Genomic DNA, 21,212 nt, shown 5'->3' with positions numbered 1-21,212 from the left:
GGCACTTACGCCTCCTTCTTGGTCGAAGCAACAGGGCTGGCAGCGGCGGGCGCAGCGCCAGCGACACCACCCGCCACATCAAAGCGAGCGACATCGGCAGCGTCGGCGCGACCGGTCACAATGTCAAACGCTAGCTCCTCGGCCTGCTCATGCGTCTTGCCGACGGCCTCGGCGGCGGCGACAATCGCCAGCACGCGCTCGTACTCGGTCGGAATGACCTTCACAAAGTGTTTGCTCATCGTCTCAAAGCTGTAGAGTAGCTTAATGCCGCGCGGGCTCTGCGTCGCGTCCACGTGCTCCTGGATGAGCGCACGAATCTGCGCCAGCTCGCCGGCCGTCGGGGCCTTGAGCTCAACGCTCTCGTGGTTCACGCGGGCATCGAGCGTGCCGTACTGATCGAAGACGTAAGCCACGCCGCCCGTCATGCCGGCGGCGAAGTTCTGCCCGACCTCGCCCAGGATGAGCGCCAGACCTCCCGTCATGTACTCGCAGCCATGGTTGCCGCAGCCCTCGACCACCACCGTGGCACCGGAGTTGCGTACGCCAAAGCGCTGGCCGGCCAGGCCGTTAATGAAGCCGCGACCGCTCGTGGCACCAAAGAACGCAACGTTGCCCACGATGATGTTCTCGTCGAACTTGTAGGTCGCATGCGGGTTGGGGCGCACCGACACCTCGCCGCCCGAAAGGCCCTTGCCAAAGTAGTCGTTGGCGTCGCCGCACACGTTGAGCGTAATGCCGCGCGGCAGGAAGGCGCCAAAGCTCTGACCGGCCGAGCCATCGCAATCGATGGTAATGGAGCCGGCGGGCAGGCCCTCGGGATGCGCCTTGGTCACCGCGTTGCCCAAGATGGTGCCCACGCAGCGGTTGACGTTGGCGATATCGGCGCGGAAGCGAATCGGACGCAGGTGCGCACGGGCATCGGCCGTATAGGGCACAAACAACGTGGAGTCGAGCGTCTTGTCGAGCTCGCTGTCCGCGGCCATCTGCGGCAGGAAGTGGCGACCGTCGGCGCCCGGAATATGGGCACCGAACTCGCAGGTCGCGCTCGCCAGCACGGGCGACAGATCGAGCAGGTTGGCCTTGCGGTTGCCCGGGACCTCAATCTGGCGCAGGCACTCGGGATGGCCGACCATCTCGTCGACGGTGCGGAAGCCCAGGCTCGCCATGACCTCGCGCAGCTGCTCGGCAACAAAGAGCATAAAGTGCTCAACGTGCTCGGGCTTGCCGCGGAAACCGCGACGCAGGCGGCAGTTTTGCGTGGCGATGCCGGCCGGGCAGGTATCCTGCTGGCAGTCACGCTGCATAAGGCAGCCCATCGAGATGAGCGGCATGGTCGCAAAGCCAAACTCCTCGGCGCCCAGCAGGCAGGCGACGGCAACATCGGTGCCGTCCATGAGCTTGCCGTCGGCCTCGAGCACCACGCGCGAGCGCAGGCCGTTTTGCAGCAGCGTCTGCTGGGCCTCGGCAAGGCCGAGCTCCAGCGGCAGACCCGCGTGCCAAATGGAATCGCGCGCAGCGGCACCCGAGCCGCCATTGTGGCCGCTGATCAAGATCTTGTCGGCAGCGCCCTTGGCCACACCGGTGGCGATGGTGCCGACGCCGGCCTCGCTGACTAGCTTGACCGACACGCGCGCACCGGGGTTGGCGTTCTTAAGATCGAAGATAAGCTCCGCCAGGTCCTCGATGGAGTAGATGTCGTGGTGCGGCGGAGGCGAGATCAGGCCGATACCGGGCGTGGACTGACGGACCTCGGCGATCCAGGGATAGACCTTCTTGCCGGGCAGGTGGCCACCCTCGCCGGGCTTGGCGCCCTGGGCCATCTTGATCTGAATCTCGAAGGCGCTGCACAGGTAGCGGCTCGTCACGCCAAAGCGCGCGCTTGCTACCTGCTTGATCGCGGAGTTCTTGGAGTCGCCGTTGGCCAGCGGGGTCTCGCGACGCGGGTCCTCGCCGCCCTCGCCCGAGTTGGAACGGCCATGCAGGCGGTTCATGGCGATGGCCATGCACTCGTGTGCCTCTTTGCTGATGGAGCCATACGACATGGCACCGGTGTTAAAGCGGCGGACAATGTTGAGCGCAGGCTCGACCTCGTCGAGCGAAACCGGCGTGCGGCCGCTGGCATTAAAGTCGAGCAGGTCGCGTAGGCGCACGGCACGGCCGGTGCGGTGCAGACGGGCGCTGTACTCCTTAAAGGTGTCGTAGCAGTCCTCACGGCAGGCGGTCTGCAGCAAGTAGACAGTCTGCGGATCGATAAGGTGATCCTCGCCGCCGAGCGGGCGCCACTTGGTCAGACCCAGCGTGGGCAGCTGATCGGGAGCCGGGCTCTTAAGGATAGCGAGCGCGGCATCGTAGCGCTCGTTTTGCTCGCGCTCGACGTCCTCGACGCCCATACCGCCCACACGGCTCACCGTGCCGGCGAAATACGCGTTGACGAACTCCGGCGTAAAGCCCACGGCCTCGAAGATCTGCGCCGAATGGTAGCTCTGCACCGTGGAGATACCCATCTTGGACATGATGGAGACGATGCCGGCGGTCGCAGCCTTGTTGTAGTTAGCGATGCCCTGCTCGGCCGTCACGTCCAGGTCGCCGCGTGCCGCCAAGTCGCGGATGCACGCATGTGCGTTGTACGGATAGATGCCGCTCGCGGAGTAGCCCACCAGTGCCGCAAAGTCGTGCGGGGACACGGCGTCGCCGCACTCCACCACGATGTCGGCAAAGGTACGCACGCCGGCGCGGATCAAGTGGTTGTGCACGCAGCCCACGGCGAGCAGCGACGGCACGGGCACCTCGCCCGCAGCGGCACGATCGCTCAACACCACGATGTTCACGCCGTCGCGGACCGCAGCCTCAACGTCCTCTGCAAGCTGCTTGAGCGCAGCCTGCAGCGCGCCCTCGCCGGCATCGCGGCGGTACACGGCACGGAAACGGCAGGTCTTAAAGCCCACGCGATCGATGGCGCAAATGCGGTCGAACTCCTCCTCGCTCAGCAGCGGACACTCCAAGCGAACCAGCTGGCAGGCCGTGCGGGAGTCCTCGAGCAGGTTGCCGTGGTTACCCAGGTAGAGCGTGGTCGAAGTCACCATGTGCTCGCGCAGGGCATCGATGGGCGGGTTCGTGACCTGGGCGAACAGCTGATAGAAGTAATCGAAGAACGAGCGCGTCTTCTTGGACAGGCAGGCCAGCGGCGCATCGATGCCCATCGAGGCAAGCGGGGCCTTGCCCTGCTGGGCCATGGGACGCACGACCTCATCGACGTCATCCCAGTGATACCCGAGCTTGGCCATGCGCACGGTGGCAGGCACCTCGGCGTCCTCGGCGGGCGCGGGCGCGGCGGGCCTATCGAGCGCGTCGACGGTCAGCGTCTCCTCGGCAATCCAATCACGGTAGGGCTTTTCCTTGGCGTAACGGGCGCGCAGCTCGTCGTTGTAGATGACGCGGCCGCGGGCAAAGTCGACCTCGAGCATCTGACCCGGCCCCAGACAGCCGCTCGTCAGGATGTTCTCGGGGCTTACCTCGATGGTGCCCACCTCGCTTGCCAGCATAAAGCGACCGTCGCGCGTCACGTAGTAGCGGGCGGGACGCAAGCCGTTACGGTCGAGGGCGGCACCCAGCGTGCGACCGTCGGTAAAGGCGATGGCCGCCGGGCCATCCCACGGCTCCATGAGCATGGACTGGTAAGCGTCGTAGGCGCGGCGCTCCTCACTCAGGCTGTCGTTGTGGTCCCACGGCTCGGGCAGCAGCATGGATGCGGCACGCGTGAGCGGACGACCGTTCATGACCAGGAACTCGAGTACGTTGTCCAGAATCGCGGAGTCGGAACCCTCGCGGTTGATGATGGGCATCACGCGCTCAAGATCATGTTGCAACACGGGGCTGTACAGGTTGGGTTCGCGAGCGCGGATCCAGTTGACGTTACCCTTGAGGGTGTTGATCTCGCCGTTGTGAATGATAAAACGGTTGGGGTGCGCACGCTCCCAGCTGGGCGTGGTGTTGGTGGAGTAGCGCGAGTGGACGAGCGCCACGGCCGTTTTGACGGCGGCGTCGTTGAGATCGATGAAGAAGCGGCGCATCTGCGTGGCGACCAGCATGCCCTTGTACACGATGGTGCGCGAGCTCATGGAGCAGACGTAGAAGATCTTGTCGCGCAAGGCGAACTCGGCGTCGGCCTTCTTCTCGATGGTGCGGCGGCACACATACAGGCGGCGCTCGAAGGCGTCGCCGGCGGGCGTGTCGTCGGGGCGGCCCAGGAAGGCCTGCAAGATTGTGGGCATGCAGGCGCGGGCCGTCTCGCCCAGGTCGTGCGGGTCGACGGGCACCTCGCGCCAAAAGAGCAGCGGCACGCCGGCCTCGGCGCAGCCCTCCTCAAACACGCGGCGGGCATCCTCTACGCCCTTGTCGTCCTGCGGGAAGAACAGCATGGCCACACCATAGTCGCCCTCTGCCGGCAGAATCTGGCCGCACTTTTGAGCCTCTTTGCGGAAAAAGTGATGCGGAACCTGAAACAGGATTCCGGCGCCGTCGCCGGTGTTCTTCTCGAGTCCGGTGCCGCCGCGGTGCTCCAAGTTGACCAGAATGGACAGTGCGTCGTCCAGAATCTGGTGATGGCGCTCGCCGTTGATATCGGCAAGCGCGCCGATGCCACATGCATCGTGGTCGAATTCGGGGCGATAAAGGCCCTGCTGCTGAGCGGAATCTGCCTGCATCGCGATCCTCCCCTAGGTGTTAGACAGTCAGTTGACTAGGCATACTAGGAGCATCGCCGGCCCGTTGTGTTTCCCGCCCGTTTCGAAACAATCGCGTAACGCACGCCCTACGAGTGGACACCGCCGACCTCAAGGACGGCAACAAGGGCCCAAGTTCGACCTGTAAACTCACCGCTTCAAACATCTCAATCTGTAACAGTAAGATCCAATTTCCATCCCTAGTTGTTACAGATCAAGACATTTCGGTAATCCCCTTTCACCATCCTATTCAAATACAACAATTTTGTTAGTCTTGGTTAACTTTTTAGCATAAAACGGGTATCCTTTGCGGCGTCAAACAAACGGCACGCAGGAGCTCACCATGCTCAACCATCTCAAACAACACTTTGGCTCGCACCGCACCGGAGGCCACGGAGGTCTGGATATCGCCCGGCATATCGGCCCCGGGCTGCTCGTGACCGTCGGCTTTATCGATCCGGGCAACTGGGCCTCCAACATGGCCGCCGGCTCGCAGTTTGGCTACGCGCTGCTGTGGATCGTCACGCTGTCCACGATCATGCTGATCGTCTTGCAACACAACGCGGCGCACCTGGGTATCGCAACGGGCGCCTGTCTTGCCGAAGCCACGACGCGCTACCTCCCCCGTTTCGTTGGACGCACGGTGCTCGCCAGTGCCTACCTCGCGACCATCGCCACCGCCATGGCCGAAGTCCTGGGTGGCGCGATTGCCCTTCAAATGCTCTTTGGGCTGCCCGTGCGCGCGGGCTGCGTCATCGTGGCGGCAGTATCGATGGCGATGCTCATGACGAACTCCTACAAGCGTGCCGAGCGCTGGATCATCGCCTTCGTAGGCGTGGTAGGACTCTCGTTTTTGGCTGAGCTCACGCTGGTCAAGGTCGACTGGCCGCAGGCCGCCGCAAGCTGGATCACACCCAGTATGCCCACCGGCTCGGCCGCGATTATCGTAAGTGTCCTAGGCGCGGTCGTTATGCCTCACAACCTCTTCCTGCACTCCGAGGTCATCCAATCCATGCACTTCGAAGGCCAAGGCGAGCAGGTTATCGAGGAACGTCTGCGCTACGAGCTCTTCGACACGCTCTTTTCGATGGGCGTGGGCTGGGCAATCAACTCGGCCATGGTCATCCTGGCCGCAACGACCTTCTTTGCGCACGGCATGGTCGTAGACGACCTCGCCGTCGCAGCGGCCACGCTCTCCCCCATTCTGGGCCCGGCAAGCTCGACCATCTTTGCCGTGGCGCTGCTATTTGCGGGGCTCTCGAGTAGTGTGACGGCGGGCATGGCGGCGGGCACCATCACCGCGGGCATGTTCTACGAGGAATATGACATTCACGACCGACATTCCTCGATCGGAGTGGCGGCCTGTTTCGTCGGCGCAGTGGCGGCGTGCCTGGTCGTCCCGAATCCTTTTGAGGGTCTCATTTGGAGTCAGGCGCTGCTGTCGCTTCAGCTGCCGATTACGGTCTTTGTGCTCATACGGCTCACCAGCTCAGCCCGCGTTATGGGCAAATACGCCAACTCGCGCCCGCTCAACGCGCTGCTCGTAGGGATCGGCGTCATCGTGACGATTCTCGACATCGTGCTGCTAACGGGGATGTAATTGGGATGGCGTGACTGTCCAGATATAACGTCTTAATCTGTAACACGTGAGACCGTTTTAAACCGTCAGATAAATCAAAAGGGTCCCGGCCGAGAATTCGACCGGGACCCTTGGACAGAGCTATGTTCGGCTTTCGCCGTGTGCCTGCGAGTTACTCCTCGACGAGCTCAAACTGATCGGGACCGACGCCGCACACCGGGCACACGTAGTCCTCGGGCAGCTCGGGCGTGTCGACCTCAACCTCGTAACCGCAAACGGTGCACACAAACTTATACGTCTTCTTCTCCTCAGCCATGATGTTCTCCTCTCGAACGTGACTGCTGGTGTACTTACTTATTAGTATATATTCTCAATAACATAATGCAAGTATTTTTAGAACATTTCTAGCCTTGATACGACGAGGCTTTGGGCGGCGTCTTGCCCTTTAGCACCTTGTGATAGTAGTCGTACGTCAGCGGCGTCTCGTCGCTCAGGCGCTCGGCATCCTCGACCTCGCCAATAAACAGCAGATGCGTGCCCACATCCACAGTGTCGATCAAACGGCAGCTAAACAGGGCCGCCGCGTGCTCGGGCACATAGGGCATGCCCAGAGCCGTCTCGCGGGTCTCGTATTTGGCAAACTTGTCATAATCGCTGCTGGTGCGGAACCCAAAGTTACCGATGTAGAGCATGTCGGCGGTCTGATCGATCACGGTCAGCGCGAACGCTTTGGCCGATGCGATGACGCCCGAGGTGACATTGTCCTTGTTCACGGCAACCGAAATACGCGGCGGCATGGACGTCACCTGCACCGCAGTGTTGATGACGCAGCCGGCGCGCAGCCCGTCTGCCGCGGCGCTCACCACGTACAGGCCACTCGGCATGGTAAAGAACGCAGTTTTGTCCATAACGATCACTCCCCTAGCTCGGGTTGGAACCTCATGAATGTATGTACCCACAAAAAAGGCGGCACCCATAACGGACGCCGCCTTTGAGACATATGTGTCAGAACAGTAAGAAAGATAAGACGCCCGCAGTTGCGGCGAAATAGGGACTGAATAGCCCCTCAAACAGGCAAAACAGTCCGTATCTCACCGCAACTTATATAGAGCGCCTACCGGTTGCGTTCCTTGAGGGCGCGGTCGATCTCGCGTTGGACATCACGCTTGGCCATGTCCTCGCGCTTGTCGTAGAGCTTCTTGCCGCGACCCAGACCCAGCAGCAGCTTTACGCGGCCGTCGGTATTAAAGTAGAGCTCCAACGGAACCAGCGCATAACCACGGTTGCGAAGTTTGCCGTCAAGAAAGTCGATCTCCTTGCGGTGCAGCAGCAGACGACGCCGACGGTCGGGATCGCGATTCCACACGCCACCATGGCTATAAGGGTGGATATGCAGTCCGACGAGCCAGCACTCGCCGCCACGAATCAGCGCAAAAGTGTCAGTGATCTGACAGGCGCGCTCGCGAATCGACTTGACCTCGGTGCCGCTCAGCTCAATACCGCACTCAAACGTCTCATCGATAAAGTACTCGTGATGTGCCGAGCGATTCTTGGAAATGAGTTTGCGCTCGCGCTTACTGGGCATCGCCGGCCTCCTTGGCGCCATCGGAACCCTTGCCCGTAGCTTCGCGCTTTGCCTTGCGCTCGGCATTGAGCTCGGCATCGCTCTCGCGCACCAGTTTAATAATCGCCGCGCAGGCCTCCTCGCCCACCAAGTCGCGAGCACGCACCGTCAGGCGCGTCGCCTCCTGCTTGTCGCCGTCGCTTGCAGCATCGGTCGCGCACATAATCAGGCAGATGGCAATCTCGGCCGAAGGCGAGGTCGGAACGCCTTGCAGGGCCAGTTCACCCATCACGTGCTCGTCGCTCTCATCGGCGGCATCCGGATAGGTGGTATGGATCTTGTTGAGCAGGCGCGTCGTATGCGCATCGTTGGGCGCCAGGCGCAGCGCCAGACGCGCGCAGCCCACGGCAGCCGAAACGTTCTCGGTCTCGGGCTCCAAGAAGTACTGACCTAGATTGGCGTAAGCGCGGGCGGCGCACTTGCCATCGCTTGCACGCTCCAGCACCGAGAACGAGAGCGATGCCCATTCCTGCTTGTCCTCGAGTGCGCGGAACAGCTCGGCCAAATCCAAGCGATAGTTGCAGTTCATGGGGTCCCAACGCACAGCCTGCATCAGGGCATTACGAGCGCTCACATAATCCTGCTGGCGAATGTAGGCAAACGCCATATCAGAGTACAGGCGGTCAAACGGCACCTCGACCTGCACGAGCTCGCGCGGATCCTTCTCCACGCGGCGATAGGCCAAGCGCTCAAACTTGCTATCGAAGCTAAAGTATTGGCGCTTCTCCTCCGTCTTGCACTCAGCGTCGATATACTCCTCGGCGAGCTCTACCAGACGCTCCAGCAGCGGCGTCGCCGTAGCCAGGTCGCCCTGCGCCAGATAGTTCTCGGCATACGTGATGTCTTGCAAGCTGATGGGCAGATCCATGGCTACTCCTCGATCTGAGCGAAACACGGCAGGCGCCGTACATACGGTCAATACACAAAACCCGGGTCTCTTACGAGGCCCGGGCGTTCAATTTTGGTAGCCCGTACCAGATTCGAACTGGTGATCTCCGCCTTGAGAGGGCGGCGTCCTAAACCGCTAGACGAACGGGCCATATGTAGCAAATGCAATGGCTGGGATGGAGGGAGTCGAACCCCCATTGACGGAACCAGAATCCGCTGTCCTGCCATTAGACGACATCCCAATGACTGCATCGCTGCGCTCGGCTGTGCCTTTGCGCAAGAAAGAAATATACGGGAAGTCTCGCCGTGACGCAAGCCCCAATTTTGACTTTTTTGAAATTCAGTCAAATTGGCCTAATTTAGTCCAACCCGTGAAGGACCTGTGAAGCCAACCGCTGTACACGAAGGGCAAAACGCCGCGAGCGGTAGCCGTCAACCGTTGGCAGATTCTACCGTGAAAACGATAGCACCAGGCAACACAATCGAAGTATCAATGATCGCGTAGATATCGAGGCACCATGGACGAAGAGCTTGATTACCTATGGGAGACCCTGGGCCTCGAGATCACTGCCGACCTTTGGCCCGAACGGGACAAAATTCACCCCACGTTACGCCCCGCCATTACTGTGGTGCAGGCAAAATACCTCCGTGCATCCTTTTTGATCATGCGGATGTCATGGCACGCGGGACTCCCCGACCTTAAGCGAATCCAGGCAAGCCTCGTCGAGTTGTCCGGTATGCCGACCGTCATATCCGAGGCGCACCTGGAGCAGCGCCAGCGCGAGCGACTGCAACAGCAGCGGATTCCCTTTATCTGCCCCGGCGTTCAGGCATATCTGCCCTTTATGGACGAGGAGTACTGGAGCGGCAAGCCCAACAAACACGTAAAGGTCTACGATCCGCACGAATGGGCACAGCTGGCGGACTGACTGGGGCAGGCCCGCCGGCGGAAAGTGCGTCCCAGATTTCAAGCTCGAACTGGTCCCCACTTTCCCGTCGAGCCCTCAACCGGAAACCGTGTCCCACAATCGAAGCTCCGAATGGGACGTGCTTTCCGCAACCGGCCACTTTGGGAAAGTGCATCCCATTCTGGAAGCGAATTCCGGGTCGCACTTTCCGCAGCCGCTACAGCAACGCCTCGGTCCAAGCCGCTTCTTTGAAGCCAGGAATCGCAAAGTCATCGCCCACCAGTAGCGGACGCTTAACAAGCATGCCGTCAGTCGCCAGCAGCTCGCAGCATTCCTGGTCCGTCATACCTGCATCCAGGCGAGCCTTCAGGCCCAGCTCTCGATATTTCATGCCCGACGAGTTAAAGAAGCGTCGCACCGGCAGCCCCGAACGAGCAATCCAGGTCGCAAGTTCATCGGCCGTGGGATTGTCCGTAACGATATCGCGGTCGATATACTCAACCCCATGTTCGTCCAACCAGGCCTTGGCCTTTTTACACGTCGAGCATTTGGGATATTCAACAAACAGTACGGTCATGGGAATCCTCCGAATGTAGATCGGCCAACGCAGGTACACACCATACGAGGCGCCTTCGCATGATGAGGCAATTGTAGCCCACGGGTCACACGCTAAACGAACCGTACCCCGAATCCGCGTTTGATGAACGGCAACAGCTCCATTGCCTCGGGCGTGATATGGCCCGCAACGTTCATGCGCTCGTCACCGGGAAGATCGACCCGCGCAATCTCAAGCTCGCCTTCGTAGCGCCCATATCCGCTATTGCTCACAGCGATCGACCCCGCCTTTCGCGGCAGGCCGGCTCCGGCATCCGTCGGCACGGAATCCGGCTTATGCGTCGTACGTGACTCCTGAGACCTAAAGATGAGGACGCTCGAGTCGGGCCGGTCGTGATGAATCTGCCCGCGCACATAGGCATAACCGGGCTCAAGCTCGCATTGCAGGTCCACGTATCCGGCGGAAACTTGAGCAAACTGCGCCCAGCCCGCATCGGATAGATCGGGGTCGCCGACCAACACAATGTCGCAATCGGCGCCATGTGCAAGCTCAAGCATATTGAGAGCGACCTTTGACGCGCGACCGCGCTGCGCCTCGACCGTCGGCAGTCCCTCGAATACCGGCCCGCGAACGTTAGCATCACCCGGCACAAAAGCCATGATTTCGAATCCAAGCGCCGCAAGACGAAGATTCGTCCGAGCAACATCTTCAAGAGCTAAACCGGTATAAGGCTTGGGGTAAAAATTGTGGCAGGCGGCAAAACGAGTCACATCGGCACCGGCCTCACGCCACGATGCGATTTCATCAGAACTCACCGTCGATGCATTGACCACAATGTGAAATACACCGGACAGCTCCGCGACCCGCTGGGCGCTAAAGCCATAGTCCAAACGAAGGTATTCCAACCCCAGATCGCGCAGGTCCTCGATGCGCTCAAGCCCGAGCAAATCGCACGTGCGAGGCCCCACATCGGCAATGAGCGCAATGCCGCGGGCGGAAAGCAGCGACAGCACATGACGGACCTTATCGGCATGCGCCGCTCCCCCATCCTCGGGAATATGCAGCGAGGTGAACGCATAGCGCGCACCCGCCGCGGCACCATGTTCAATCGTCCGCTCAATATCCTGCAGAGGGCTGGAAAGATAAATCGAAATACCCGTTTTCACGCTTCAACGCTCCTTTAAAAAAGGCCGGCGGAGCAGCTAGCCCCGCCGGCACAACCATAACATCAAGAAATCTGCCGCGCGCCGCGAACCCCGAGCAACACGGCTCGCGATATCAAACTACTCGCCAAAGAACTCGTTGATCTTCTGCTCGTCGACACCGAAGAACCACGTCAGGACAAAGCCGGCGGCATAGGCAAGCAGCATAGCGGCAACGTAGCCGAGCTGCTGGCCAGGAACGACGATCAGCAGGCCAAACAGACCGGAAACGCCCTGAGAAACCGTGCCGATGTGAAGCAGCGCCGCGAGCGCGCCGCCAAATCCGGCACCCAGGCAGGCCGTCACAAACGGACGAACGAGCGGCAGCGTAACAGCATACATCAGAGGCTCGCCCACACCCAGGATTCCAACGGGAATGGACTCTGCGACGTACTTCTTGAGCTTGGCGTTCTTGGTCTTAAAGTACAGCGCCAAACCGGCACCGACCTGGCCGCCGCCAGCCATCATAAGGATGGGAAGCAGGTAATTGATACCCTTGGTAGCGCCGTCGGGATCGTTGAGCATAGCGTGGATCGGCGTGAGCGCCTGATGCAGGCCGACGGACACCAGCGGCAAGAAGCCTGCCGACAGGATATAGCCGCCCAGGACGCCCAGCTTCTCGAAGATAAAGGTCAAAACGCTAAAGATGGCAGTCGTCAGCCATGCACCAACCGGCTGGATGACGAGCATCAGAGCAAAGGCGCCGATGATGAGCACCAGCAGCGGGGACAAGAACGTGTCGAGTGCGTTGGGCATAACCTTGCGAATCTGACGCTCCATCCAGGCAAAAAATGCGCCAGCGATGAGAGCCGCGATCATGCCGCCCGCTGCGGGGTTGTACTGCGCATTGGTGAGCGGCAGCAGAATGGCAGTGGCAGGATCAGCCGCGCCAGGCGCAAGCAGGGGCATGGCACTGTTGGCGATGCACATCATGCCGGCGATGCCGCCCAGCGCAGCGGAGCCACCAAACTCACGTGCCGCGTTATAACCCACCAAGATGGGCAGATAGGCGAACAGGGCCCAGCCCATGGAACGAATGCCCTGGTACCACCACTCGCCTGCAAGCGCGCCTGCCGTCGAGACGTTAATGACGTTGCAGATACCGTTGATGAGGCCAGCCGCAATGATGCCGGGAAGCAGGGCGACGAAGACATTGGAAATCTTCTTGAGGAAGGCCTGAACCGGCTTGGACTCGTACTTGGCTTTCTGCGCGGCCTTGTTTGTGGCCGCAGCGTCAACCACGCTCTCGTCGGCAACGCCTTTCGCAAGGCCGGTGAGCTTGGAGAACTCCTCGAGCACCTTATTCACCTTGCCCGGACCCAGCACGATCTGCATCGTGTCGTCCTCGACCAGGCCCATCACGCCGTCGAGCGCCTTAATACCCTCCGTGTCGACGTTGCCCGTGTCTTTGACGGTCACGCGCAGGCGCGTCATGCACGCCGCGTTTGCGAGCACGTTGTCTTTACCGCCCAAAAGGTCCAGCAGCTTTTGAGCCAGCTCTTTGTTCGTCATAACTCCTCCTTGTATTGGGTATCTCGTCTAGATGTCATATCAGCTCACGCCGTGCACCTATTGGACATCGGCATTGCTCTTCTCATGGCCACTCACCGCAGTACGGACATGGCCGTGCGCCCGTTCAAGAGCTACCGCAGCCTGCTCGGCATCGCAGTCCAACAGCACCGAGACAATAGCGGTTTTTACGTGGCCGCCGGCATCCGCAAGCGCCTGAACAGCGCGCTCGCGCGTGCAGCCGGTCGCCTCCATCACGATGTTCTGGCCGCGCACCACCAACTTCTCGTTCGTCTGCTGCACATCGACCATCAGGTTTTGGTATACCTTGCCGATCTTGACCATGGCACCGGTCGAAATCATGTTGAGAATGAGCTTTTGAACCGTTCCCGCCTTGAGCCTCGTTGAGCCGGTCAGCACCTCGGGACCGGGCACGGGCTCAATGGCAAGATCTGCGCTCTCCCCGATCTTCGACCCTTGGTTGCAGGCAATTGCAATGGTCTTGCACCCAGTTGCCTTGGCGTACGCAAGGCCGCCCACCACATAAGGAGTACGGCCGCTTGCCGCCAGGCCAACGACAAGATCCTTGTCCGAGAGTCCACGCTCCCGCAGGTCGCTCGCGCCAAGCTCCTCGCTGTCTTCGGCACCTTCGACAGCCTTGATAAACGCCGTCTCGCCTCCGGCAATGAGCCCGACAATCAGATCGGGTGACACGCCAAACGTGGGCGGACACTCCGAAGCGTCGAGTACGCCCAGACGACCGCTGGTGCCTGCGCCCATGTAAAAGACGCGCCCGCCGCGCTCGAGTGTCTCAGCAGCCCAGTCGATTGCCATGGCAACCTGGGGCAACACTTTCGTGACCGACTGGACGGCACGAAGATCCTCATCGTTCATCGTCGTGACGATTTGCAGCGATGTCATCGTATCGAGGTCCATTGACCTTTGATTACGCTGTTCGGTCGTGAATTTTGTTAAATCGAGCATTTCATTCACCTCATCTTTCCTGTTTCTCGATGTAGTTTTGCTTTATGACATGCGTCGCCCGTTCGTAGTCGCTGGCAACGTAAGCAGCGTACAGGGCATCGACAACCATAAGCTGGGCCATACGCGAAGCCATGGCACCGCTGCGGACCAAGGGTTCACTCGCAGCGACGCCGAGCACGGCATCGGCCATGGTGGCAAGCTTGGATGATCCATCTACTTTGGTAACGGCCACAACGGGACAGTTGTGACGTTGAGCCTCGGCGGTGCAGTCCAGCACCTCTTGCGTCAAGCCCGAGTAGCTAAAGGCGATTGCCATATCGCCCTCATGCATGTTCTTGGCACATAAGAGCTGATCATGCCAGTCGTCGTACAGATGGCACTCTTTGTCGACACGCATGAGCTTTTGCGCCAGGTCGTGCGCGACCAAACGAGAGGCACCAATACCGAACAGATTGACCGCGCGTGCCCGCTTAAGACGGGCCGCGCATCGCTCCAAGACGGTGTAATCGAGCGTTCGCGCCGTCGCCTCGATTGTGCGCACGTTGCTTTTCATCACCTTCCCCACGATACGTTCGACGCTGTCATCCATGGAGATGTCCTCGAGGGCTATGTCTTTCTTGTCACCTAAGAGCGCCAGCTCGGCAATCAGTTCGCGCTGGAACTCCTTGTAGCCCGCAAAACCCAAACGCTTGCAAAAGCGCAAAATGCTCGAGGGCGAGGAGAACGTGACATCGACAAGACCGCGGACGGACAGCCCGACCACCTCGTGCGGATGAGCGCTTACATATGCGATGACATTGCGTTCCGCCGGGCTCGCGCTGAGCTCACGCTCGCGAAGCCGCAAAAGCAATCCGTTTGCCATCTCAAACACCTCCGTTGAGAAGAATTAAAGACCAACGAACGATTCGTACCGGATACAAACAGCTTTTGCGGTACATTGTGCCGCATCGTGGCGCACAAAGGGCGAGCGTTCTACCGCTCGCCCCTCAAATCCGACCGCTCGGAAATACGCGCGACACAAAATAATTCAACAAGGTCGCATTATCAGAAACGGGTTTGTTACCGGCTAGCGCCTCGCATGGGCGCCGATCGGCCGAGTCGCATGGCGCACTAACGCCGCCGCCAGCAATACCAACAGCATGGCGGTGACATAGCCCGCAGCATCGAATCCTAAATCGATAACGTCGAAATGCCTGCCGGGAACAAAGGTCTTATGTACCTGATCGCCAACGGAGCAGGCGGCGCAAAAGAGCAATACAGGCACGCAACGGGAGCATACGCTCCACGGACGCCTGGAAAAGCAAACCACGACCACCGAGGCGAACAATCCGACGAAGAAAAACTCTACGGTATGGGCAACGCGACGGACGTTTGTGCCCACCCACATGCGAATGGAAGCAAGTCGGCCAGACCGGACATTCGAGGCAGCCGAATCGGCGCCCCCGGTCATTCCGTTCTCTGTCTGGGCTTCACCCGTGGCATCGGCAGCCTGAACGCCCGTAGCCTGACCCTCCACCACACGCGCGGTGGACTCGCTCAGCAACGACGTCTCCACCGCATTTTGCTCCGTCAGCACCCAGATGCCCGCCAGCGTTGCAACGAACAGAACGATCGCGGTCCATCCGATTATTTGTTTTACGCGCGCCAAGGGCCAACCTCCTTTTTTGAATATCAGCGAGTGTAGCCCCAAATGGCATCGTCACCGTATCAAAATTTGAATCGCAACAGGAAGCGACAAAGCGACGCAAACCCCTACCCCGCCTCGCGCATCCAGCGATCGAACGTCCCCACGCACACGCCCAGGCACTTTGCTGCCTGGCTGCGGGTAATATCGCCTGCCTCATAGCTATCGCGCACCAGCTCAAACTGAGGAGGGCACGGCTTGCGAGGTCGACCGAAACGAACCCCTCGCGCCCGCGCCGCTGCAATCCCCTCCGCCTGGCGCCGATGGATATTCTCGCGCTCCACCTGCGCCACGTAGCTCAGCAGTTGCAGCACAATATCGGCAATCAGGGTGTTGGTCACATCCGGCGCGCCGCTGGCCCTAGCGCGCGTGTCAAGCAATGGCATGTCCAACACCACAATGGCAACCCCGAGCTCCTTGGTGATGCGTCGCCATTCCTCAAGAATCTCGGAGTAATTACGACCAAGTCGGTCGATAGAAAGCACCACCAGCACGTCCCCGTCTCCCAGGACGTGCAGCAGCTCGCGATAACGCGGTCGATCGAAGTCCTTGCCGCTCGCATGGTCGGCATAAATATTCGCTGAGCCCACGCCATAGGCGCCCAGCGCATCCAGCTGCCGATTCAGATTCTGATCGCGCGAACTCACCCGCGCATACCCGTACACCGTCGCCATCTCATCCCCGCTTTCTTGTAAACCTGCCAAAAGGGACAGGTTTATTTTGGTAGGTTTTACCTCCCAAATAGCAGGAAAGCGGGCGGCCGAGCAGACGGCAAGGTAGCCACGATTCAAATGCGAAGGGCGGTCCCGAAAGGCCGCCCTCCGCTCCCCCACCATGAGTCGGGATTTGGCTAATGGATAAGCTTAAAGTCCAAGTGCCCACGCGTGGTATTGACGCGCGAGACCTCGATAATCACGCGCTGCCCCAGCTCGTAACGGGTGCCCGTGTCGGCACCTGTGAGCGTGAGCGCGTCCTCGTCGAACTCGAACCACTCGTTGCCCAGACTCTTGATCGAAACCAAGCCTTCGACCTGCGTTAGGTCCAAGCGCACAAAAAGGCCCATGCTGCTAACCCACGAGACGGTTCCGGCATAGCGCTCGCCCAGACGGTCCTCATAGTACTGGGCAATCTTGATCTTTTGCGTCGCATGGCTGGCGGCATCTGCCGCGCGCTCGGCATCGCTGCATGCGCGGCAGATCTGCGGCAGAATGCGCGGCAGCGACTCGCGCCCCTTGCCGATCAGCCGCGGCGTACGGACCAAGGCGTCCTTGCCGCCGAGCCGCTCATAGGCCAACTGCAGTTTGAGCACGCGGTGCACCACCAAATCGGGGTAGCGACGGATGGGACTCGTAAAGTGACAGTAGCACGGCGCGGCGAGCGCAAAGTGGCCCTCGTTGCGCGGCTTGTACAGCGCGCGCTGCATGCTGCGCAGAAGCAGCGTGTTGACGAGCGGTGCGTTGGCCGTACCGGCGGCAGCATCAACTGCAGCCTGCAGCTCATCGGGGCTCCCCAGGGCAATACCGGCAGCACGGCGATCGTCGATGATGCCTAGCTGCGCCAGCGCAACGGCGGCACCGTGCAGGCTATCGGGGCTCGGATCCTCATGCACACGATAGCAGGCCTCGATATCACGGTCTGCCAGCCACTCTGCAACGCACTCGTTGGCGAGCAGCATGGCTTCCTCGATAAGCGACGTGGCACACGAACGCTCACGCGCCACAATCTGCACGGGCACTCCGCCCTCATCCAATAGAGCGCGAATCTCGGCTGTGTCAAAATCGACTGAGCCGCGGGCGCGACGAATACGACGGCGAAGTTCGGCGAGTTCGTTAGCGGCAACAAGGAAATCGCCGAGGTCGATGTTGTAGCCGCGGGCGGCCTCCTCGCACGCAAGACCGCGCTCAAGCGCTTCCTCGCGCGAGGTCTCGGCAGCCGCAACATCCTCGGCCGCACCCTCCAGCACCGAATACTCAACCGCGCCGGCACGCACCAGCAGCGCCTCGGCGCCGTCATAGTCCATACGCACACGCGAGCGAATCACGCTGGGATACGGATCGTAATGCCGCACGCGACCCTGCGCATCGAGCTCGATATCGACGGTAAACGCAAGACGGTCCTCGTCAGGGCGAAGCGAGCACAGGTCACAGGACAGGCGTTCGGGCAGCATGGGAAGCACGCGATCGGCCAGATACACCGATGTCGTACGATGGCGAGCCTCAAGATCGATATGCCCGTCCCAAGCCACATAGTGTGAAACGTCGGCGATATGCACACCCAGCTTGTAGCCACCCTCGGGCGTGCGCTCCAACGAAATGGCATCGTCAAAGTCGCGCGCGTCGACCGGGTCGATCGTGATGACAAAGCGGTCGCGCAGATCGCGGCGGAGCGGGTCCTTAAGCGCCGCGGACACATCGAGCGAAAGCCCCTCGGCCTCGTCCAGCGCGGCCTCGGGATAGCTATCGGTATAGCCGTAACGCGCCATCACATATTGAACGCCCAAATCGGGCGCGTCATCTCCGCCAATGCGGCGTTCGATCGTCACGGTACCCGATTCCAGGCGCGTCGGGTAGGTCAAAATGCGCGCGACGACGACATCGCCAGGGCGCACGCCCAGGCGCTCCGCCGAAGTGTCCTCGGGCAAAATAAAGAAGTCAGCCTTCAGACGCGAATCGAGCGGCTCGATCACACCGAGCGGACCGGCGGTCTGGTACGTGCCCACCACGCTTATGGCTGCACGCTCAACCACGCTTTCGATCACGGCGCGCCGCTCACCGTGCGGGCTGTTCTTAATGCTCACGGCAACGGTATCGCCATCCATGATCTCGCGCTTGCCGCGGCCCATGACCTTGTAGTCGCCGTTTTCGGTTACAACGTAGGCGCTATGCTCATGGAGCTGCACGCGCCCGGTCAGGCTCGGACGGCGTTCGCTGCGCACCGGCCCGCGCTGATTGCGAGCTCCACGCTTATGCTTGTTATTGCGCCCCATGGCGCCTCCTAACTATCGATTGCGAACTCCAAAGAGTCTACCCAAATGATTCGCTTTCCTGCCGTCCCCTAGGGATCAAAAAACGGGCCGCCCCATAAGAGACGACCCGTTGGAAGGGATGAATTCCAAGCATGCCTACACGCGCAGGTAGCGGCGCATGGCGATGGCAGAACCAAAGAGACCGATAATCACGCCGACCAGAATCAGCGCAGCATAGGTCACCAGGTAGTACTGCATCGGCAGGGCAAACGACATCCAGCCGATGCTCTCCTGCAGACGCGGGATCATCAGATTGCGCAGCAGCTCCAGAACGCCGATGGAAAGCAGCGAGCCCAAAATGGCCTGCAGCACGCCCTCGGTGATAAACGGGCCACGAATGAAGCCGTTGCTGGCGCCGACCAGACGCATAATCGCAATCTCACGACGACGCGCCGTGATGGACAGGCGAATCGTGTTGTTGATGAAGATGAATGCGATAAAGGTCAGAAGACCAACGAGCACCACGGCGGCGATGCGGATGTAGTTGGTCACCTGGAACAGGCGGCTCACTTCCTCCTGGCCGTACAGCACGCTCGCGTTGACGTCGCCGTCATCCGCGATCTTCTGGAAATCGGCATCCTTCTTGAGCTTCTTTGCCGTGCTCTCGACCTTGGACGGATCGTCCATCTCAATAGCGAAGGAAGCCGGCAGCGGGTTCTGCCCATCGAGCGCGCTCATGGTGGCGTCGGCGTTGCCCGACATCTTGCTCGTATACTCGGCCAGCGCGTCGTCCTTGTCCTTATAGGTCACGGACTTGACGTTATTCCACGTCTTAAGCTCGGCCTCAAAAGCCTGAACATCGGCCTGATCGGCGTCATCACTAATGAACGCGTTGATGACAACCTGATCCTCGACGGTGCCGATCACGGAGTTCAGCATCGCAGAGCCCATGATGAACAGGCCGATGATAAACAGCGAAAGGAAGATCGTGATGACGGCGCCGAGCGAGGTAGTCCAGTTACGGAAGAAGTGGCTGATTGCCTCTTTGAAGGAGTAGCCCACGTTAGTTGGTGCCATAGTTGCCGTAACCTCCCCTCTCCTGGTCGCGGATGACGTGGCCGCCCTCGAGGGCGATCACGCGACGGTGCATGCTATCGACCATCTCGCGGTCGTGCGTGGCGACGATCACGGTGGTGCCGGTGCGGTTAATACGCTCAAGCAGCTTCATGATGCCCAGCGAGATCGCCGGGTCGAGGTTGCCCGTGGGCTCGTCGCAGATCAGCAGCGGCGGACGGTTGACCATAGCACGGGCGACGGCAACGCGCTGCTGCTCGCCACCGGAAAGCTGGTCGGGCAGCGAGTCCATCTGATCGGCCAGACCGACCAGACGCAGCACCTCGGGCACCTGGCTGCGAATGACGCCCTTGGGCTTGCCGATGCACTGCAGGGCAAACGCCACGTTTTCGTAGGCGGTCTTTTGCGGCAGAAGCTTAAAGTCCTGGAACACGGCGCCAATCTGGCGGCGCAGGAACGGAACCTTACGGTTCTTGATCTTCATGAGGTCCTGACCGGCAACCAGGATGCGGCCGCTCGTCGGCTTGACGTCGCGGTTGAGCGTCGACAGCAGCGTGGTCTTACCCGAGCCGGAGTGACCGACCAGGAAGACGAACTCGCCCGGATAGATCTCGATGTTGATGTCGTCGAGTGCAGGCTTGTTAGGCTGTGCCGGATAGATCTTGGTGACATGCTCCATAAGGATGACGGGCTCGACACCGGCCTGCTTGGCCATCTTCTTGCGGCTGGCCTGCGGATCGATGGGCGCAAACACCGACGTAAAATCGGGGTTGTTGAGCGCGTTATCGAGGCTTGCGACCTCGGCTGCCTGATCGCTCTCGACCACCGGGGCAGCAGGCTGCGTGGGGTCGGGAATAGCGGCAAAGAGACCGGACTGCGCAGGCTGAGGAGCCGGCGTCGCAGGGGCCAAGGGGTCGGGAATGCCGGCCATGGTAGGCTGCGGCGTGGCGGCACCAGCCTGAGGCTGCTCCACGCGAGCGGTCACGGCCTGAACGGGCTCAAAACCCGCCGTGCCGGAAAGCGCGACATCGCTGGTTGGATTGTAGGCAAAGGGATCGGATGCCGGCTGTGCCTGATCTGCCGGCTGAGCGGGGGCCTGAGCAACAGGCTGGCCCTCTGAATCCGGAGTGGCGAAACGACTGCCCTGGACGCCTGCCTGCGTCTTGGGGGCATCATCGCCCGCACCGGAGGTACGGAAGTGGTTACCCACTGGTGCTCCTTATCGTCGTGCGTTTAAACTACATGAGCGCTTTGTATTTTAGCAGCATTAGCTTTGCTGCACATAAGAAGCATGGCGTGCTTAGGGATCCCGTCGGCCGTGCACAGGGTTACTCTCCAAATCGTCCTCGGACATGTCGGAGCCCCCGCTGCGCACTACGTGCGGCGGGGGCTCCTCCGTCCTGCGGAAAGATTTGGAGAGTAACCCTGTGTCCGGCCTGCGATAACTAAGGGGTCGCTGCGTTTATCTTGAGGTGCTGCATATACAAAGCTGGAAGGGTCTGAATTGCGCTTTGTCGA

General features: G+C 60.6%; 17 protein-coding genes and 2 tRNA genes. 2 read left to right on the top strand and 17 right to left on the bottom strand.

The window, feature by feature from the left end; all coding sequences use genetic code 11:
• Positions 1 to 5: 5 nt before the first annotated feature.
• Positions 6 to 4,703, bottom strand: coding sequence for a glutamate synthase large subunit (gene gltB / locus ACKUTP_RS05040; RefSeq protein WP_409063677.1), 4,698 nt, complete (start codon positions 4,701 to 4,703; stop codon positions 6 to 8).
• 361 nt (positions 4,704 to 5,064) lie between these two features.
• Between gltB and ACKUTP_RS05035 the strand changes: the two genes are divergently transcribed.
• Positions 5,065 to 6,321, top strand: coding sequence for an Nramp family divalent metal transporter (locus ACKUTP_RS05035; RefSeq protein WP_409063676.1), 1,257 nt, complete (start codon positions 5,065 to 5,067; stop codon positions 6,319 to 6,321).
• Between the two features lie 151 nt (positions 6,322 to 6,472).
• On the opposite strand, the gene ACKUTP_RS05030 is transcribed toward ACKUTP_RS05035, so the two are convergent.
• From ACKUTP_RS05030 to ACKUTP_RS05005, 6 genes are all read right to left on the bottom strand, one after another.
• A complete protein-coding gene (locus tag ACKUTP_RS05030; RefSeq protein WP_035137395.1) occupies positions 6,473 to 6,616 on the bottom strand; it encodes a rubredoxin-like domain-containing protein in 144 nt (47 codons plus the stop codon).
• An 88-nt stretch (positions 6,617 to 6,704) separates the two neighbouring features.
• Positions 6,705 to 7,208 (bottom strand): flavin reductase family protein, encoded by a 504-nt coding sequence (locus ACKUTP_RS05025; RefSeq protein ID WP_117746556.1) that lies wholly within the window; start codon positions 7,206 to 7,208, stop codon positions 6,705 to 6,707.
• Between the two features lie 206 nt (positions 7,209 to 7,414).
• Entirely contained in the window at positions 7,415 to 7,885 is a 471-nt protein-coding gene (gene smpB / locus ACKUTP_RS05020; protein ID WP_006235325.1) for an SsrA-binding protein SmpB, read from the bottom strand.
• Positions 7,875 to 8,792 (bottom strand): hypothetical protein, encoded by a 918-nt coding sequence (locus ACKUTP_RS05015; protein WP_148332039.1) that lies wholly within the window; start codon positions 8,790 to 8,792, stop codon positions 7,875 to 7,877. Before ACKUTP_RS05015 ends, smpB begins: the two co-directional genes overlap by 11 nt.
• A gap of 94 nt (positions 8,793 to 8,886) precedes the next feature.
• A tRNA-Glu gene (locus ACKUTP_RS05010) sits at positions 8,887 to 8,963 on the bottom strand.
• Positions 8,964 to 8,980: 17 nt separating this feature from the next.
• Positions 8,981 to 9,054, bottom strand: a tRNA-Gln gene (locus ACKUTP_RS05005).
• Positions 9,055 to 9,330: 276 nt separating this feature from the next.
• On the opposite strand from ACKUTP_RS05005, the gene ACKUTP_RS05000 reads away from it, so the two are divergent.
• Positions 9,331 to 9,741, top strand: coding sequence for a hypothetical protein (locus ACKUTP_RS05000; RefSeq protein WP_409063675.1), 411 nt, complete (start codon positions 9,331 to 9,333; stop codon positions 9,739 to 9,741).
• Positions 9,742 to 9,937: 196 nt separating this feature from the next.
• Here ACKUTP_RS05000 and ACKUTP_RS04995 read toward each other — a convergent pair whose 3' ends face one another.
• The 10 genes from ACKUTP_RS04995 to ftsE all read right to left on the bottom strand — a co-directional run bounded on the left by ACKUTP_RS04995 (position 9,938) and on the right by ftsE (position 20,904).
• Positions 9,938 to 10,297, bottom strand: coding sequence for an arsenate reductase family protein (locus ACKUTP_RS04995; protein WP_347479471.1), 360 nt, complete (start codon positions 10,295 to 10,297; stop codon positions 9,938 to 9,940).
• Between the two features lie 92 nt (positions 10,298 to 10,389).
• Positions 10,390 to 11,442 (bottom strand): MupG family TIM beta-alpha barrel fold protein, encoded by a 1,053-nt coding sequence (locus tag ACKUTP_RS04990; RefSeq protein ID WP_409063674.1) that lies wholly within the window; start codon positions 11,440 to 11,442, stop codon positions 10,390 to 10,392.
• A gap of 117 nt (positions 11,443 to 11,559) precedes the next feature.
• Entirely contained in the window at positions 11,560 to 12,990 is a 1,431-nt protein-coding gene (locus ACKUTP_RS04985; protein WP_035137407.1) for a PTS transporter subunit EIIC, read from the bottom strand.
• 57 nt (positions 12,991 to 13,047) lie between these two features.
• Positions 13,048 to 13,971: an N-acetylmuramic acid 6-phosphate etherase gene (murQ, locus tag ACKUTP_RS04980; RefSeq protein WP_138340408.1), complete on the bottom strand. Its 924-nt coding sequence runs from the start codon at positions 13,969 to 13,971 to the stop codon at positions 13,048 to 13,050.
• A gap of 10 nt (positions 13,972 to 13,981) precedes the next feature.
• Entirely contained in the window at positions 13,982 to 14,833 is an 852-nt protein-coding gene (locus tag ACKUTP_RS04975; RefSeq protein WP_409063673.1) for a MurR/RpiR family transcriptional regulator, read from the bottom strand.
• Positions 14,834 to 15,037: 204 nt separating this feature from the next.
• Positions 15,038 to 15,619 (bottom strand): VanZ family protein, encoded by a 582-nt coding sequence (locus ACKUTP_RS04970; protein WP_409063672.1) that lies wholly within the window; start codon positions 15,617 to 15,619, stop codon positions 15,038 to 15,040.
• A 104-nt stretch (positions 15,620 to 15,723) separates the two neighbouring features.
• Entirely contained in the window at positions 15,724 to 16,329 is a 606-nt protein-coding gene (locus ACKUTP_RS04965; RefSeq protein ID WP_055310347.1) for a recombinase family protein, read from the bottom strand.
• A 176-nt stretch (positions 16,330 to 16,505) separates the two neighbouring features.
• Positions 16,506 to 18,641 (bottom strand): ribonuclease R family protein, encoded by a 2,136-nt coding sequence (locus tag ACKUTP_RS04960; protein ID WP_409063671.1) that lies wholly within the window; start codon positions 18,639 to 18,641, stop codon positions 16,506 to 16,508.
• A gap of 135 nt (positions 18,642 to 18,776) precedes the next feature.
• On the bottom strand, positions 18,777 to 19,697 hold the full coding sequence (gene ftsX / locus ACKUTP_RS04955) for a permease-like cell division protein FtsX (RefSeq protein ID WP_117769462.1): 921 nt from the start codon (positions 19,695 to 19,697) through the stop codon (positions 18,777 to 18,779).
• On the bottom strand, positions 19,684 to 20,904 hold the full coding sequence (gene ftsE / locus ACKUTP_RS04950; protein WP_022094244.1) for a cell division ATP-binding protein FtsE: 1,221 nt from the start codon (positions 20,902 to 20,904) through the stop codon (positions 19,684 to 19,686). Before ftsE ends, ftsX begins: the two co-directional genes overlap by 14 nt.
• Positions 20,905 to 21,212 lie beyond the last annotated feature (308 nt).

This window comes from Collinsella sp. wc0529 (genome assembly GCF_046116875.1).
Lineage (GTDB): Bacteria > Actinomycetota > Coriobacteriia > Coriobacteriales > Coriobacteriaceae > Collinsella.
Note: the sequence above shows the minus strand (reverse complement) of the source record. Positions and strands in the feature narration are given on the sequence as shown.